Below are 15,901 nucleotides of genomic sequence, written 5' to 3'. Positions count from 1 at the left end.
GGATCGGGCATGATGACATCGGCGGGTGAGGTCCTCGGGTGTCGTGAAGCGTAGAGAACTCCATGATCACCGACGCGATCTCACCCGCTCTTCCGGCCTCCACAGAGGCCAATCACTACGCACATCACCAGCTCAGGGCACCCGCCGACCGACTACGCAATCGCCCTGGCGAGCACCTGTCGGCCCGTTTCGAGCGGCATCCGGCGAAGCACGAGGCGTGCGTCAAACGTTCGCGACCTCCGAAGTACCTGACCACCCAGGGGCGACCCGTCGACGAGAGCGGGAGTTCGGCGCGCGGCCCGGGACAGGTTATCCATCCGGGCTATTCACCGTGCATTGACGGGAACTTCTTGATGCGAAGAGACGGTGTTGAGAATCCCACTCGCGGCCGGCATAGTGAACGGATGACTGCTCGACCACAGGAGAGAGTCGTCTCGTCGTCCGAGGTGCGTGCCGACGGGCGCGTGGCGCTCTTCGACCGCACCCGGCCGGCGTACCCGGAGCACATGATCAAGAGATTGGTCAGCGCCGCGCCCGGCCGCGACGTCCTGGATGTCGGGTGCGGCAGCGGCATCGAGGCTCGGCAGTTCCAGGCGGCCGGGTGTACGGTGCTCTGCGTCGAGCCGGACGCGGAGATGGCCGAGTACGCCCGCGGCACCGGCGTTACGGTGGAGGTCGACACGTTCGAGTCCTGGGAAACCGCGGGCCGGATGTTCGACGCGGTCGTCGCCGGGACGGCGTGGCACTGGGTCGACCCGGTGGCCGGGGCGGCCAAGGCGGCCCGAGTGCTGAGGCCCGGGGGTCTGCTCGCGCCCTTCCACCACGCCTCGCTCACTCCACCGGAGCTGGCCGATGCCGCCGGCATGGCGGTCCCCGCATGGAGCACGCGCTCCGCGGATGCCTACCGGCGGGTGGCGCCGACGTCCGTGTACGACCACGATGGCCGGCGGATACCCGCACTCGACCTGTACCAGCCGATGTTCGACCTGATGGCCGAGGGGATCCGGCAGACAGGCGACTTCGGCGAGCCCGAGCAGTGGCGGTTCGACTGGGGCCAGACCTACCCGAAGGACGACTGGTTGAGGTCGCTTTCCACGCAGGGCGCCTTGGCCAAACTCCCACCTGAGGAACGAACCGAGGTGCTCGCTGCGGTCGGCGCCGAAATTGACCGGATGGGCGGCAGCTTCACCATGTCCTACGCGACCATCGCTGTGGTGGCGGCGCGGAAGGGCGCCAGCTGACCGGACGCGGTCGTCGGCGCCGCATGGGAATCGCGTGTTTGGCAGGTGTTGCCATCCAACTGCATCTACGGCAAGCTATCTTCAGCACCCTCAGCGAGTTGAATGCCGCCCTCCTTAGTTGGTGCATTCGCTCAGGCACATCGCGGCATCGATATGCCGTTTACCTTGTTCATCGCACGGGGGAGTGTACTATGACGGATATCGATGACAAATCGCGTGGGCTCACCGATGAGCAGCGCGCCGAGTACGCGGCTCAGGGGTACATCCACCTACGTGGCGTGCTCACCGAGGCCGAGATCGACCTGGGACTGACGATCGTCGACCGCGCCGTGCAGGCCGGGGGCGCCGGCGCCACGGGGCTGGACCATCACGCCAGCTACTTCCAGGAGGACAGCAGGAAAGACCTGGTGCGGGTGCGGAACGCCATCGCGCACCAACGTGCCCTGGCCTACTTCCTCGACCACCCCCGCCTGGTCGGCCCGATGATGTCGCTGCTCGGCCCGTGGTTGCAGGTCCTGGGCACGGAGATGTTCTATCGCAGCACGGACCCGGACGGGAGCCGGGCTTTCCACGAGCCCTGGCACATCGACGGCGGCCACCCGATGCACGGCCTGCGGATCGATCACACCGGCCGGAACCTCCAGGCGAAGGCCCAGATCTTCCTGACCGACGTGTCCGAGCCCCGCTCCGGCAACTTCCTGCTGATCCCGGGCAGCCACACTCGGCCGGCGACGCACCCCGGTGAGCCACCGCTGGCCGAGCTGAACGAGCAGCTGGCCGCCGGCCGTCTCCCCGAGGAGGCACTGGCGGTGCGCGCCAAGCCCGGTGACGTGCTGCTGTTCCCCTATTCGTTGTGGCACGCCGTCGACTGCAACCTCCGTGGGCCCCGGAAGTCCCTCATCCTGCGCTTCGGTCACCTGTGGCACCGGCCGCACGACTACCTCGCGCAGCCACGCGAGGTGCTCGACGAACTCTCGCCGCGCCTGCGCCGGATGTTCGGCGACTTCGGGCCGAACCCGCACCCGATGGACTACTACAAGCCGACCGAGCAGGAGGCGGTGATGAGCAGCGGCGGCGACTACCGGTCGTTGTTGCCGGTTGCCCTGCTCGAGCGGTGGGGCGCGGACGCCTACCGGCCCGCGTCCTGGCCGGACGCCCCGTTCGAGACCATGTCCGCGTGAGAGCCGGCCGCTGCCGACCCTCCTGGTGAGCGACACCGCTCTTCGGGCGACCCGCCCGGCGCGCTGTTGACCGGGCCGCGGTGTCCCGGGCGGGCACGAGGGGCCCGCGGTGGGCCATGACCGGTCCGGTCGGGCCGGCCCCGCGCTCGGGCCGGGCAGCGGGGCGATGTCCGCTGGCGGAGACGGTGCCGGGGATGCGACGACTCGTCACCCCGCCGGTCGTGGGACGGCTGGCCCCGGCCGGCGGGCCACGCCTGCACATACCTGCCAGCCCGATCGGGACCGAGCCACTCAGCAGCCCGGCAATCCGAAGGCGGGCCGGGTCACCGACCGAAACTGCCACACCAGCCGACACCGCCGAGCGTGATCTCGAGCACGACGAAGAGAGGTTATCCGTGGAGCTGACCGTCAACCAACTCGTGGCGCGACATCTGTCGGACCTGCTGGACAAGGGCGATGGACGCGGGCCGGACGTGTTGTTCGCCGACCGGGCCGCCGTCGCCGCGGCGGTCGCGGACGGGCACGATCCACAGCTCTACTACGCGGTCAGGGACGTACTGCCGCGCCGGGAGGCCATGCCCGCGGGAGAGCTCGATCCGGCCACGGCGGGCGTGCTGTGGGCCGCTGATCTCGTCGTCTACCAGCACGGCACCCTGCCCGACGGTGAACCGGTCCGCTCCATCGGACACTGGAACCCCGTGGACCAGCTGGAGATCTTCCAGGTGCTCAGTGGTCGCGTCCTCCTCGTGAGCTGCCTGCTCGGCGACTCCGACGACGAGTCGTACGTGAGTTTCCAGGAGTGCGAGGCGGGGGACCTGGCCGTGGTGCCGTTCGGCGCCTGGCACCTGACCGTCGTGCTCGACGGCCCGGCGATAGTGTTCAACATCTATTCGGGTCCGGCCGGCGCGGGAGGCCACGGCGGGACGAACGGGACCGACCTCTCGGGGAAGTATCGCTCGCAGCGTGGGCCGGCGGAGATCGTGGTCACCCGGTCGGACGTGGGATACGACCTGGCGTTGTCGCCGCGACTGCGGGCGACCTGTGGGGACCCGGTGAGGGTGAGCTGCCCGAGTTGGCTGCGGGCCTACCTGCCCTCGAGCGGGATGCTCACCGACCTGCACGTCTCCGGCTCGGACGCCGATCTCGAAGCGCTGCTCCGCATGGCACACATCCAGCCGGACTCGATGCCACGGGAAGCGGTGGAGCTGTGACGGTGCGGTGGAGGGCCGACGGCCCCGAACGGCGCCACCGAGACCACGACGGGGGTGGACGGATGACGACCGTGGCGGTGTGCGGCCTGGGTCTGATGGGTGCGCAGGTCGCCGTACGACTGGCGGAGGCCGGACACCATGTACGCGGGTGGGACCGGAACCCGGCCAAGGCCACCGCGCTGGCCGACAGCGGAGTGATCGTGGCGCCGACGCCCGCGGCGGCCTGCTCGGAGGCACAGGTCGCCGTCGTGCTGCTGAGTGACTTCATCGCGGTACGTTCGGTGGTCAGCGGGCCGGACGGAGTCGCGGCCGGTCAACCACGGGTCATCGCCCAGATGTCGACGATCGCGCCGCACGAGCTGGCCGCGCTCTCCGGCGAGCTGCCGCCGGGCGTACGGATGCTTGACACCCCGGTGACGGGCAGCGTGCCGCAGGCGGCCGCCGGTCAGCTCCGGCTACTGGTGGGGGGTGACGACGAGACATACACGGCCGCCCGTCCGGTGCTGGAGGCACTGGGGTCCGTGGTGCGCTGTGGTCCCCTCGGCGCCGCGTCGGCGCTGAAGTGCGTCCTGAACGCGTGCGTCTCCCCCATGGTGGCGCTGTTGGCCGAGGGCCTGGCACTGGCCGACAAGCTGGATCTCGACCAGGACCTCCTGCTCGACGAGCTCGAGCGCACCCGGGTGGGTCCGCTCGTAGTACGCAAGCGGACGATGATCGAGAGCGGTGATTTCCCCGCCGACTCGCGGTTGAAGCTCTTCGCCAAGGACATGGAGATCGCGGAGGCGACGGCGGCCGCCCACGGGTTACGGATGCGCCTGGCGGGCGAAGCACGGTCGCTGGCGGCGGAGGCGGTGAGCGCGGGGCTGGGCGATCTGGACTACGCCGCGCTGACCAGCCACGTGCGTGGCCGGGTGGCGTCCTGAGCACACCGAGGGCGGCCGTCCGGTGCACGGCAGCCGGGCGGCCACAGCCCCGACGAGGCGACCGGCGCGGCCGGCCGTTGCCGCCCTGCCACTGCGCTGTTCGTGCCGGCAGGCGTGCGGCCCGCCGCGACGAGACGACGCCGGCACGCCCTAGTGCCAGTTACCGAAGGTGTGGATCGTGACAAGCGACGCTGCTGCGCGGCCCCGTACCGGGGATCCGCTCGAACAGTTGCCCATGGGCGTACGCGAGGACCTGCGGCTGCGACGGGCGCGTCCGCTCTATGGCGGGGGCACCCCCGCCGAGGTGTATCTGTGCGAGGACGACGACGGCGAACCCGTCGTCGTCAAGGTCCTGCACGCCAGGGCCGGCTCGGTGGACGGCCACGACCTCACCTCCTTTCTCCACAAGCCGACCCAGATCAGCCGGATCCACCAGGAGCTGCCGAGCCTTTCGTCCTACTACGTCCCGATCGTCGGGCAGTGGCAGGGGCCTGGTTGGGGGGCGTACGCCATGCCCCGGGTCGAGGGCGTCTCCCCGGTCACGCTGCTGCACGGCGAGGATTCGGGCACCCAACGGTTCCTGAAGACGACCAGGTCGGTGTTCGAGGTCCTCGGCACGCACGGTTACCCCGCGAGCGCCGTTCCCGCCCCGCCCGGGCACGGCGTCAGTACCCACCTCGACCGGGTGGCGCGTCGGCTGCTCCTGCTGGAGAAGCATCTGGACCTGCCGCCCTCGGACGAGGGGGAACTGCAGGTGAACGGTCGGCGCGTACCCCCGGCCCGCGAGCTGCTCCGTCGTGCCGCCGCACGCGCCGACGTGCTGGCCACGATCCAGCCGACCCAGCTCTATTTTCCGGTGCACGGCGACCTCAACCTCGGCAACGTCCTAGTCCGGCCGGCCGACGGCGGCGGGGACGTACGCCGCCAGGGTTTCACCGTGCTGGACCCGCGCGGCATCCTCGACCACTGGGACCCGGTCTACGACGCCGCCAAGTCGCTGTTCAGCCTGACGCTGTTCGACGCCGCGATGAGCGGCGGGTTCCGGATCGACCGAAGCGGATCCCGCGGCTACGAGGTCCGGCTGCGTCGCCCGGTCCGGGCCTACCTCGGTGCGGCGGTGGAGTTCCCCGCCATGCTGGCGACGGTCGGCTTCTTCCGCCAACTCAGCCGCAGCGACCCGCGGTGGCCGCGGCGACTGTGGTATTCACACGCCTTCCACGTGCTGGCGGAGGCGGCCTGCCGGCTCTCGGACCGGACCGTCCGCGAGCTGCCCGGTGGGTCCGGCTGGGCTGCTCGCCGCGAGCTCGCGCTGGGCCTCTATCTCCATGGGCTGCTCCTGCTCGACGACCTGCTGTCGAGGCCCGGGCAGGTCGAGGACGATCCGGCGAAGCACCTGGGCCGCCTCTCGGACACCGGAGGGTGACCTGGCTGCCCGGCAGGCGACGGTCGGGGTGGACGGTGCCGGCACGCTCGGCGGTGGCCCCGGCGGCCCCGATCGGTTAGGTTTTCCGGATCATAGACAGATGGTGTTACTTCGATGACTTTGGCAGGTGCAACGGGGATGGACCAAGGCTCGTACGTCGCCCTCCTGGGACTGGACGGCTCCGGTAAGACCACCATCGCCGGTGGGCTGCTGGAGCGGCTGGAGGCACACGGGCACAAGCCCCGGTTCGTGCGGTGGCGGGATGCCATCCTCCAAGGCGATCGCCTCGACTTCCCGTACCCGTCCCTGCGTCAGCTCTGGATGGAGACCGCGCGGACGCGCTACGGAGGCGCCACGGACGCCGCCTCGCTCCGGGTGCAGCAGGGTCCATCGATGTTCGAGGATTTCCGGCAGGCGGGACTCGACCGGGGTCCGGCGTATCCGGTCGGCGTCCACCGGTCGGGGGTGGTGGCGTCCGCGCTTCTCGAGGTCGTGGCCGACATGCTGATCCGGACGCAGATCATCAACGAGCACCGAGCGGCCGGTGAGATCATCGTGACGGAGAGCTTCGGCTACAAGGACATCGTCAAAGTGTTGCGGGTGGCCGGCGAGATACCGCACGACGACGTCCCGGCGGCCTTCGTCCGCAGGGCGATCGACTTCGTCGCCGACGCGTACTCCAGCCAGTTCCTGCAACCCGACATCGGGCTGTTCCTACGCGTGTCGCCGGAGGAGTGCTACCGGCGCATCACCGCCCAGCGTGACGGCGTCGGCGCGACCGAGGACATGGGATTCGCGGGCCGGACGGGCCGGTCGTCGTTCATCGAGTTGCAGGGTGCGCTGTTCGCGGAGTTCGAGGACATGGCCACCAGGTGGGGGTGGCACATCGTCGACGTCGACGACGCCACTCCCGAAGAAGCTCTCGACACCGTCACCGCCATCATCCTGGCCGATGTCGCGGCGGCTCAGCAGTCGTCCGAACGGTGACCGACGGCGCCGCAGCACCCGCCCGACCAGCAACGCCTCCAGATGGATGAACGAGATGGATGAACGAGATGGATGCCGACCGTAACCCCGAGTACACGGAAATAGTCTCTGCCGCCGAGCTGCGTACGCTGCTGGGCGAGCCGAACCAGCTCGCGCTGACGAGGGAACGCACGCGCCTGCACGAGGTGGACCGGCAGTGGCTCGCGCTCTCCCCGTTCTGCGTCCTCGCCACGACGGACGCGCACGGAAGGACCGCCGCGACTCTGAAGGGCGATCCCCCCGGACGCCTTGCCCACGTACTGGACGACCGCACCATCGTCGTGCCCGAGTGGCCCGGCAACCGGCGTGCCGACGGCCTGTTCAACGTCCTGAGCAATCCCCACGTCGCGATTGTCTTCCTGATTCCCGGCCGCACCGCTGGACTGTTCATCCGCGGGCGGGCACGGGTGCTACGGGACGCGCCGTTCTTCGACGCGATGGCGGTCCGTGGCAAGCCGCCGATCCTCGCCCTACTGGTCGAGATCGACCAGGTCTTCGCGAACTGCCCCAAGGCGCTGATGCGCTCGGGCATCTGGCAACCGGAGACCTGGCAGCCCGATGCGCTCCCCTCCCACGCCACCCTGCTCAAGATGCTCCAGGACACCCCAGCCACCCTGACCGAGCTTGAGGAGCGCTACGCCCCGGAGAACTACGCCAAGCGCCTCTACTGAGTCCGTCGAGCAACGGCGTCGGACGGGTCGACCGGCGCCCCTGTCGGCAGCGACCACCCGCCGGGAGGGCAGTCAGGCGGTGGGCGGCCGGGGAAGAGTTCTTCCAGGACGACGGCGACACCGTCCTCGGCTCGGTTCAGAGCTGGCGGAGGTCGCCGCCTTCAGCGACAGCGATACCCGCTCGCGCGCGATATCGACGTCGAGGATCTGCACGGTGACCGTCTCACCCACGTTGACGACCTCTGACGGGTGCTCGACACGGCGGTCTGCCATCTGTGAGATGTGGATCAAGCCGTCGATCTCGCCCAGGGTGACGAAGGCACCGAAAGGCGTCAGGCGCTTCACCGGTCCTGCGATCGTCTGGCCTGCTTCGAGTTTGCTGAGTGCTGCCCGGCGTCGTTCTGCCTTCGATGGCGCCGTCGGCCGGCGGACCGCCCGTTCGGTGCCGCTGCTCGGTGCGAGGTGTTGGTTCGTCTGGGTGGCGTCAGAGCCGGGCCCGGCCTCGGCGCGGTATTTGGCTGGAAGGGTGCCGACCACCTCGACCGCGTGGGCGTATGCGTCGGTCAGGTAGGTGTCGTAGGCGCGGTCGGCGAGTGCATAGTCCTGGACGAGTTCGCCGTCGTCTGGGCGGTAGATGCGTGACGGTTCGCCGCGGAATGACAGCCAGTTGAAGTTGGTGGTGATGTAGTAGCTGTCGCTGATCAGCATTTTCGCTGGGGTGGTGGCGACCCGTACGACGGCGAGGCGGTTGGCGCGGCGGGCGGCGGCGTGCAGGGCGTCGAGGGCTTCCTGATCGGTTCCGTCGGTGTCGCCGGGGCCCCACACGATCGTCACGTCGACGGTGCGGGCCAGGTTTTCCAGCGCACGGATCCACCGGCTGGACGCGACAGCCGTGCGGATCTGTGGGCTGCTAATGAGCAGCCGCCGCCGTGAGGTGGCGAGGGCGGCGTCGAGCCAGGCCGGGTGTTCGTACACGCCCAACCAGCGAATCGCCGCCTGGTTTAAGGCGGCATTCGCACCGTCGCCGTCCGGATCGTCTCCGGCGGCTTGGAGGGCGAGGACCTCGGCTTTGCTCAGCCGCTTGCCGGGGTCGGTGACGGGTGCGTGGGGGTGTTCGACAGGTGCGGCCGATAGCCGCAGGCGTTCGACGGCACCGATGCTCTCCAGCGCGGCGGTGTGCGGTTCGCTCCACTTGCCGTCGACGTCGACGCCGAGGCGTATCTGGCGGGTCTCGTCGTCGATGAAGACGAGCAGGATGGCGTCATGGTAGAAGTTGCGGTTCTCGGTAACGCCGCTGATCCCGAGCAGGCGTGCCCCGTCGCGGCTGCGCGGGTCCAGGGTGCTGGTAAGCCCGGCGAGGCTGAGGTCGACGACGCGGACCGGCATGCTGCTCACCGGTGGCAGCAGGAGGCGCCCGGGATCAGCTTTCGCCTGGTTGGAGCGGCGTAGGGAGTTGCGTCGCCAGTCGGTCACGGTGCCGGTGAGGCGGTCGTAGACGACCGGCATGGTGGTGGACATCGGGCGGCGTAGCTGGGCGTCACGGGCGGCTTCCTGCCCGGCGGGCAGCAGCTGCAGGCGCCGCAGACCGCCGTCGGCGGGTGGCTGATAGGTGATGTACTCGGCGAGGAGGAGTCCGGCGACGGCGCGGCCGGTGTCGCCGTCGTTTAGGCCAAGAAACAGTTGCAGGTCTTCGACGGTGTCGATGCCGCCGAGCAGGGCGCGCAGGGTGTACTTCTGGCCGGCTTCGAGGTCTTCGGACTGCTCAACCAGAACGTCGACAGTCAGCACGGAGGCGGGGATGGCGCACGGCTCCGCGGCGAGCAGGGTGTGTCCGGGCAGCGCGTGGGCGTGGCGGCGTGCGGCGTCGGCGAAGATGTCGCGGCTCACAGGTACTGCACCCTTCCTCCGGTGGTCGTGATGTGGGTGAGTACTCGGTTGAGGGGGCCTTGTTTGCTGCTGCAGAACTCGGAGTCGCCGACGATCCAGAGCAGTTCCCGGGCGCGGGACAGGGCAACGTTGACGCGGCCCTCGTATCGGTCGGCGAGGAAGCCGAGTTCGCCGCTGAGGTTGCTGCGGGTGACGGAGAAGATGACCACGTCGGCTTCGCGTCCTTGGACCGCGTCCACGGTTTTGACCTGCACGGTGACCTGCCGCAGGGTGAGGCGCCGGAGCGCGCGTTCAATCTCGGTGCATTGCCGGCGGTATCCGGTGAGGATCAGTACTTCCAGCTTGCCGCCGTCGGTGCGGGCGTACTTGCCGGCGTGGACGTCCGTGTCGAGGCGCGCGACGAGTCCGGCGACTTTCTTCGCCTCAAGCTTGTTCGACGTGCTCGCGCTTCCGGCGTGGCGGGCGTCCTCGTGGCGATTCGTGCGTCGGCTGGTGGAGAACCACACAAGCCGGTCGCTGTCGTTAACCGACTCGGGCGCGAGGACCGGTACAGGGTCGTGCACGAGGGCGCCGCTGTAGAAGACCTGAGAAATCAGCTCACCAATTGGTTGGGCCATGCGGTGCTGGGTGACCAGACTGGCCGTGCAGGCCGGCGGTGCCTCGCCGAGGAGGATGTCAAACAGCGACGAGGTAAGGAACATCTTGTCCAAGTCGAAGGTCTCGACCAGGTCACGATGCTCGAACACCTCCTCCACCATGGGCGGGAGCTGCTTGGTGTCGCCCACCATCACCCACCGCTTGGCCCGGGTCATCGGCACCAGCAGCTCAGAGGCGGTCGCCCTCGATGCCTCGTCGATGATGCACAGATCGAACTGCATGTTCTGGATGTGGGGGTTGGCCAAGAAGCCCATGCACGTTCCGGCGACCACGCTCTGAGTGGGAAGGAACATCGGTTCAGCCGTCTGCGGGTCGTTGAGGCTGGCCAGCCAGTCGCCTTGGGTCCGCAGCAGTTCCCGCAGCCGCGGCCCGGCGCCGGGCGCGTCCAGCAGGCCGGCGACAAGCTTCTCCAGCTCCGGCTCCCCCAAGTCGTCCGGCACGGTGACCTCAAGGGCCCTGGCTGCGGTGCGGACTTCAGCGGCGGCGGTGTCGGCGCGCTCGACGGCGCGCAGAAAGTCCGCCAGCAGCTCGGCCCGTTCCTCGGGCAGGTCTTCGTTGTCGAGCCGGTCGTCGTCATCAAGCGGGCCAAGCAGCTCGGCGATCTCGGTCTTCTGCCTCAGGGTGGCCAAGGCTTCCTCGACGCGAAGTGCCAGGGACAGATGGTCGACCTGTAGACCCTCGCGATCGGCCAACGCGGCCATGCCGGCGCGGGCGCGAGCACGGATCTCGTCCGCCCACGCGCGCAGCTTGTTCGACAGCAGTAGGTGGGCGGCGTCCGGGTCGACGTTGTCGTCGCGGCTCGACAGACGCACGACCGAGGTGACGCCGGAGCGGTACAGCCGAGTGACCGCGTTGTCGATCGCGACGTGCATCTGACTGACCAGCAGGACCTTATCCCCGGGGCGTGCGACAAGGTGCTGGTGAACGAGTTCGGCGATGAACGAGGTTTTGCCCGTGCCGGGCGGACCTTGAACGAGGAACAGGTCCGGCGAGCCGAGCGCGTGCGCGACAGCGATTTTCTTATCGTCGTCGAAGTCCGGGCGCAGCGGCTCGAACGCCACCGGCTCCGGCGCGCTCGCCACTGACGGATCCAGCACCAGCTCACGCAGGTGCGGGCGGGCGGAGCTGCCGTCGCGCAGGGCGGCAAGCGCGGTCTTCTGCCGGCGGATCGCGGCCTGCGACGGAGTGCGGTCGCGCACCAGCACCCCATGGAAAGGCAGATCGACGCCGGGCCGGGTCGCCCGCACCGTGATGTCCGTGCCGTCAACCTCGGCGATCGTCACCGCAACGCCCCGCACCGCGGGTTCGTCAACGGGGCGGGCCATGCGCTCCTGGTCAAGGAACGCGCCGGTCAGCGGAGTCGTCGTCTGCACATCGAACAGGACGCCGTCGCGGCTGACCCGCGTGTAGGTGATGGGTTCCTCAAGGCGCTTCTCCAGCGCTTCCTTGGCCTCGATCAGCTGTGACCAGTTGGTCAGCCGTGCCTGCTTGAAGGTGTCGCTGTGGCGATCACCCGCGTCTTGGACAGCCTTTTCCAGCAGCAGACGCAGCTCGTCAGCGGCTGCGGCGGCTCTCTGCGGGTTTGTCGACCGCAGCGTCGTCCAGGTGAAGTCGCGGCTGTCCAGGACGACCGCTTCGTCTTTCTGGCGCCAGCGTTCGAGCTCGTCGAAGTCCTTGATCTCAGCGCGGGTACAGAGCAGCTGGTGGCGATTCTTGAAGACCAGCACCAACTCGACCTGGTCCCCTACAAGGCGAAACTCGTCGGCGGTAAGCACCATGCGCCCGGCGATGTTCTTCAGCCGGGGCAGTACGTAGGTAGCCGCGCCGAGCAGCCCCGCGATGACGTTGTCGGCAGAGCGGCCGTCACCGGCCTCCTCCAGCGATCGGCGCGCCGTACCAGACAGCTCGAACGACAGCACCTTCTGGTCGTGCCAGTTCTCGCTGCGCGCCGCCTGAATGGCCTGCAGCTCGAGGTAGAACTGCTGTCCGTCGGCCGGCCGCTTCGCCGCATCGACGCTCAGGCAGCGTCGCAGCAGCGCCAGGACAGCGGGCGGCAGGTCGGCCTCATCGAGCGCGCGGGCGATGTCTGGCAGGTCACGTAGCTCCCAGCCGGTGACGCATTGCAGCAGCGTCGCGGCCAGACTGTAGACGTCGAACCTGGTCGAGCCGCGCGAGGCCAGGTCCGGTGGTGCCCACGGCGCGCTGGTCATCCCGGCAACCGTCGCGTCGGTTGCGCCCGCGAGTTGGTCCTTGATCTTGCTCAGGGCGAAGTCGGCGATCAGCGGCTTCTCGCCGTCCCACAGCACATTGCTGGGCTTGATGTCGCGGTGCAGCACCGCCATCGAGTGTGCGTGCGCCAACGCCGACGCCAACGGCAGCGCGATAACCTCAGCAACATCGTCCCAGCCCGGCGTCTCGGGCGCGGTTGCCACCAGCCAATCCTGGAGCGACACCGGCACCCAGCTGAGCACGACGTAGTACACGCCGGCACCGTGGTCGGTGCCGCTGTCCAGCAGCGACACGATGTTCGGGTGGTCCAGCTTGTGGTGCGCCGCGGTCTCCCGCTCAAAGTAGATGCGGTAAATTTCATCGGAGGTGGCGGGAACCAGCTTCACGGCCACGTGCCTGCCGCCCTGATGCAAGTCGGCGGCTTCGAAGACCTCTGCCTGACCACCAACACGACGTGTGTTCGCAATCTCGGCATACCGCCCGGCGATCAGACGCACCGCCCACGCTCCTTCCAGGAACGACCTGTTCGTGCGGACCGGCCGCTCAGGATACTGGACCACGGAACCAGCGCTTGAGAACGCCGAGCGGTATCCGTGGCCTTCGGGAAGAGCGGGCAACGGTCTGCCGCCGGTGACCTGCCCGCCGTTGGCAGTGTTCGGCGACGGTCGGCACCGATGTATGGCGCGGGGCGACAAGGACACCGCTGTCCGGCAGCTGTCCCTGGCACGCCGTCACGCCGCTTAACCTGAGCAAGGCTTGGGTTCAATCGGACACACTTCTCCTTGACGGGTCTGCCCACAGGTAATCAGCAGGGTGTGACACCTGCCCTTGGGTCACGCGTCAGGCAGGTAAGCGCACGGCGGTTAACGGGGCGGGGCGCGCGGCACATGCGGCGGCGACGGCCAGCGCCGTGTCGAGGCCGCCCCATGACGAGCAGCGGCGGGCAGACCGGCCAGGGCCGCCACGAGGGCAAGGCCGCCGGTGACCGTGGTTCGACGGCCGGCGGCTCGGCGCGCGCTCGGGGGTAGTAGAAGGCAGACGCCAGCGGGGCGGCTTCGATCCCAAGTCGGAGCGGCCGACTTGGTCACCTGGCTCGGCTCCCACGCTTGTCGGGGCCAGCGCACTCACGACTAGCCCTTGCATGGGATCTCGCCGCGGCTACTCACTGGCAGCGGGTAGGTGCGGTGGTGTACCGCCGGTCTTGAGGAAGGCGCCCGCTACCTGTATGGCCGTCTCTGGTCGCAGCCGGAGATGCTCGGTGGGGTATTCGGTGGGTACCCCACCGAGGTCGAAGTGGAGTTCCTGGTCAGGTGGTGGCACTGTGGGGTCGTGGAGGTAGCCGCCGTCGTCGGCGATGTGTACCGCGAAGGCGCGAGTGCGGTGGCCGAGCCCGATCTGGACGCCGGGTGGCAGGTCGTCGGGGTCGTCGGTGATGTCGCTGAAGATCGTGACGACGACAGGCTCGCCAGCCTGTTGAATCTCGCGCAGGAGGGCTTCCAAAGCGTCGGGGTCGGTCAGGTCGACCTCGTGGTTATCGCGGTGGTCACCCCGGTCGTAGGTCCAGGTCACCTTCATGCGATCGCCTTTCCGTTTCCGGTGTAGGTACGCCAGTGGCGTACCTGCCCGTCATCGTCTCGTACGTAGACGTCCATCTGCGCGCCGGCTGGCAGCAGCCGGGAGAGGATCTTCTCGCAACCGTAGGGGGTGTAGTCGCAGGGCGGGTTGTTCGTGACCACGGCAGCGTGGGTGACGTGTTCGCGGCGCATCCGGGCGGCGAGCTTGGCCTCCAGATGGTCGGTCGTGGTGGCGATGAGCTGGTAGGCCGGTTTGAGGTCGACGGCGGCGGCCGGGTCACGGCCAGACTTCATGGGTATCCGCTGTCCATTGATCAGCGCCACACCGGAGGTCGGATCCTTTGCCTGCCGTCGAGGCAGGTCGCGGGCGGCGTCCGTCAGCCATTCGGGAAGCCGTTCGGATGGAGCAGGGTCTTCGGTAGCACTCCTGGAGGTGTCGCGTGGGGTGGGCGGTTGGCTGATGTTGCTAGCACCGCCCGTAGTCAGTTTCCCAGCTCACCGACCTGCCGAGCCTGCGCCAGCGCCGCGTCGACACGGCCTCGGGCCTCAGCCCTGCGGGTACGGACGGCCGCCAGGATCTGCATCACCTGCTGCAGACGCGCCAGCGTCGGACCGGGCTGACCGCCCTGCAGCGCCGCCACGACGAGCCGCCGTGCCTCGTCGACCGCGGACGCCGCCGCGGCCACGCTGCCATCCACCGTATTCATCGCCGCGACCACCGGGGTGAGCGCGGCAATGGTCTCCTGGGGCGATGGTTGTTGCGCCACAGAACCTACGGAACGCGATGCCTCACTCAGGGCGCCCGATGCCTCGCTTAACCGGGATCGGGCCTGCCCGATCACCTCTCGTACCCGGGCGAGACCGGCCGTGATGCCGATGAAGCCAGAGGCCACCGCGCGAGCGGCGATCTGCTCGATGGCGCGGTCGACCGCTGCGGTCTCCTGCTGTGACCGGTCTACACCTGCGGTCATCGCCTGCAAGTCGGCGCCGATGGTGTCGGTCAGCGACATCGCTCTATCCCCCGCTCGAACGCCCCGCGCCTACCACCCAACGGTGGCAGCCTAGAGACGCCCACCGACGGAGCACAACGTCGGAAAGCGAAGCTGCCGGCGGTGTCTTCCGCGTGCTTCCTGGAGGATGATCCCGCGACGTGCGCGACTACCACGGTCACGCCTACCAGGCCGGCGTTGACGGCGTCTTGCGTAGCGGCCAGTTGCAGCGCGGAGGTTGTCGCATTCGTGGCCTCGTCCAGGTTGTAGACCTGCAGCCAGGCCGGGGTGGCGTAGGCCATCCGTGACAACACGGCACCTCAGCCGACGCCGCAGGTGACAGCCGATATGTGGTTGTTTCTGGTCAGTAGGGCCAATCGAGTTGTGCCTCGGGCACGCCGACGTCGCGGGCGTAGGTGATCACTTCCTGTCGCCCCGTGTCGTCGCCTCGGGGATAGGTGAAGACGCGGCCGGCGAACACGACCCAGCTGGTGCTGTCCGTGGCGTAGTCGGCGTACCAGCGACCCGGGGACAGTGCGGCGGCGAGCTGGCGGGCGAGTTCGTCGCCTGCGTCGTCGGGGCAGGTGAAGTCGATCAGTGTCCACTGGGCGGGCTGGTCGCCGGTGGCGTTCCAGGCGGGAAGGCGGTGAATACGCCGCAACGTCAACGGCACGTCGATCGTGGCGTTCAGGGCCAGGCTCTCGGCGACAAGGGCGCCCACGATAGGCAAGAGGAGTCACCGCCTGCGTTCTGGTGGCTAGGGCAGCAGCCAGCCTAGCCTCCCCTGTTCAGGGGGGATTTGACTGATCGAGGTCAGTGAAAGAAAGGTGCACCTGGCCTGCGAGGATGTGGGTGTCGAGTCCATGTCCACAGCAGAATCGGGTGCACC

General features: G+C 68.7%; 13 protein-coding genes. 7 read left to right on the top strand and 6 right to left on the bottom strand.

Annotated features, from left to right (window positions below):
- Nucleotides 1-404 precede the first annotated feature (404 nt).
- The 7 genes from AC2CHE_RS24705 to AC2CHE_RS24675 all read left to right on the top strand — a co-directional run bounded on the left by AC2CHE_RS24705 (nt 405) and on the right by AC2CHE_RS24675 (nt 7,676).
- The gene (locus tag AC2CHE_RS24705; RefSeq protein ID WP_484507242.1) at nt 405-1,241 is read left to right on the top strand and encodes a class I SAM-dependent methyltransferase; all 837 of its coding nucleotides are present in this window, start codon (nt 405-407) and stop codon (nt 1,239-1,241) included.
- A gap of 191 nt (nt 1,242-1,432) precedes the next feature.
- Nucleotides 1,433-2,422, top strand: a complete 990-nt coding sequence (locus tag AC2CHE_RS24700) for a phytanoyl-CoA dioxygenase family protein (RefSeq protein ID WP_484507241.1) — start codon at nt 1,433-1,435, stop codon at nt 2,420-2,422.
- A gap of 395 nt (nt 2,423-2,817) precedes the next feature.
- Nucleotides 2,818-3,633: a hypothetical protein gene (locus tag AC2CHE_RS24695; RefSeq protein ID WP_484507240.1), complete on the top strand. Its 816-nt coding sequence runs from the start codon at nt 2,818-2,820 to the stop codon at nt 3,631-3,633.
- 62 nt (nt 3,634-3,695) lie between these two features.
- Nucleotides 3,696-4,556 carry an NAD(P)-dependent oxidoreductase gene (locus tag AC2CHE_RS24690; RefSeq protein ID WP_484507239.1) on the top strand — a complete coding sequence of 287 codons (861 nt, stop codon included), beginning with the start codon at nt 3,696-3,698 and terminating at the stop codon, nt 4,554-4,556.
- 178 nt (nt 4,557-4,734) lie between these two features.
- Nucleotides 4,735-5,979, top strand: coding sequence for a phosphotransferase family protein (locus AC2CHE_RS24685; RefSeq protein WP_484507238.1), 1,245 nt, complete (start codon nt 4,735-4,737; stop codon nt 5,977-5,979).
- Between the two features lie 138 nt (nt 5,980-6,117).
- Entirely contained in the window at nt 6,118-6,966 is an 849-nt protein-coding gene (locus AC2CHE_RS24680; protein WP_484507237.1) for a hypothetical protein, read from the top strand.
- A gap of 59 nt (nt 6,967-7,025) precedes the next feature.
- On the top strand, nt 7,026-7,676 hold the full coding sequence (locus tag AC2CHE_RS24675; RefSeq protein ID WP_484507236.1) for an MSMEG_1061 family FMN-dependent PPOX-type flavoprotein: 651 nt from the start codon (nt 7,026-7,028) through the stop codon (nt 7,674-7,676).
- Nucleotides 7,677-7,748: 72 nt separating this feature from the next.
- On the opposite strand, the gene AC2CHE_RS24670 is transcribed toward AC2CHE_RS24675, so the two are convergent.
- The 6 genes from AC2CHE_RS24670 to AC2CHE_RS24645 form a co-directional block, all read right to left on the bottom strand.
- Entirely contained in the window at nt 7,749-9,563 is a 1,815-nt protein-coding gene (locus AC2CHE_RS24670) for a S1 RNA-binding domain-containing protein (RefSeq protein ID WP_484507235.1), read from the bottom strand.
- Nucleotides 9,560-12,946 carry an AAA domain-containing protein gene (locus AC2CHE_RS24665; RefSeq protein WP_484507234.1) on the bottom strand — a complete coding sequence of 1,129 codons (3,387 nt, stop codon included), beginning with the start codon at nt 12,944-12,946 and terminating at the stop codon, nt 9,560-9,562. The genes AC2CHE_RS24670 and AC2CHE_RS24665 overlap by 4 nt, the downstream gene beginning before the upstream one ends.
- A gap of 661 nt (nt 12,947-13,607) precedes the next feature.
- Entirely contained in the window at nt 13,608-14,024 is a 417-nt protein-coding gene (locus tag AC2CHE_RS24660) for an Imm1 family immunity protein (RefSeq protein ID WP_484507233.1), read from the bottom strand.
- Entirely contained in the window at nt 14,021-14,485 is a 465-nt protein-coding gene (locus tag AC2CHE_RS24655; protein ID WP_484507243.1) for a DddA-like double-stranded DNA deaminase toxin, read from the bottom strand. Before AC2CHE_RS24655 ends, AC2CHE_RS24660 begins: the two co-directional genes overlap by 4 nt.
- Before the next feature lie 20 nt (nt 14,486-14,505).
- A complete protein-coding gene (locus tag AC2CHE_RS24650) occupies nt 14,506-15,033 on the bottom strand; it encodes a DUF6244 family protein (protein WP_484507232.1) in 528 nt (175 codons plus the stop codon).
- A 343-nt stretch (nt 15,034-15,376) separates the two neighbouring features.
- The gene (locus AC2CHE_RS24645) at nt 15,377-15,742 is read right to left on the bottom strand and encodes a hypothetical protein (RefSeq protein WP_484507231.1); all 366 of its coding nucleotides are present in this window, start codon (nt 15,740-15,742) and stop codon (nt 15,377-15,379) included.
- Nucleotides 15,743-15,901: the final 159 nt, after the last annotated feature.

This window comes from Micromonospora sp. ATLC16 (assembly GCF_057196645.1).
The sequence above is the reverse complement of the archived record's forward strand: the minus strand, read 5'-3'. Positions and strand labels throughout refer to the sequence as shown.

Coding starts and splice junctions, on each gene's coding strand:
- AC2CHE_RS24690 (WP_484507239.1), top strand. CDS start 3,696: ATGACGACCGTGGCGGTGTGCGGCCTGGGTCTGATGGGTGCGCAGGTC.
- AC2CHE_RS24680 (WP_484507237.1), top strand. CDS start 6,118: ATGGACCAAGGCTCGTACGTCGCCCTCCTGGGACTGGACGGCTCCGGT.
- AC2CHE_RS24660 (WP_484507233.1), bottom strand. CDS start 14,024: ATGAAGGTGACCTGGACCTACGACCGGGGTGACCACCGCGATAACCAC.
- AC2CHE_RS24705 (WP_484507242.1), top strand. CDS start 405: ATGACTGCTCGACCACAGGAGAGAGTCGTCTCGTCGTCCGAGGTGCGT.
- AC2CHE_RS24675 (WP_484507236.1), top strand. CDS start 7,026: ATGAACGAGATGGATGCCGACCGTAACCCCGAGTACACGGAAATAGTC.
- AC2CHE_RS24700 (WP_484507241.1), top strand. CDS start 1,433: ATGACGGATATCGATGACAAATCGCGTGGGCTCACCGATGAGCAGCGC.
- AC2CHE_RS24650 (WP_484507232.1), bottom strand. CDS start 15,033: ATGTCGCTGACCGACACCATCGGCGCCGACTTGCAGGCGATGACCGCA.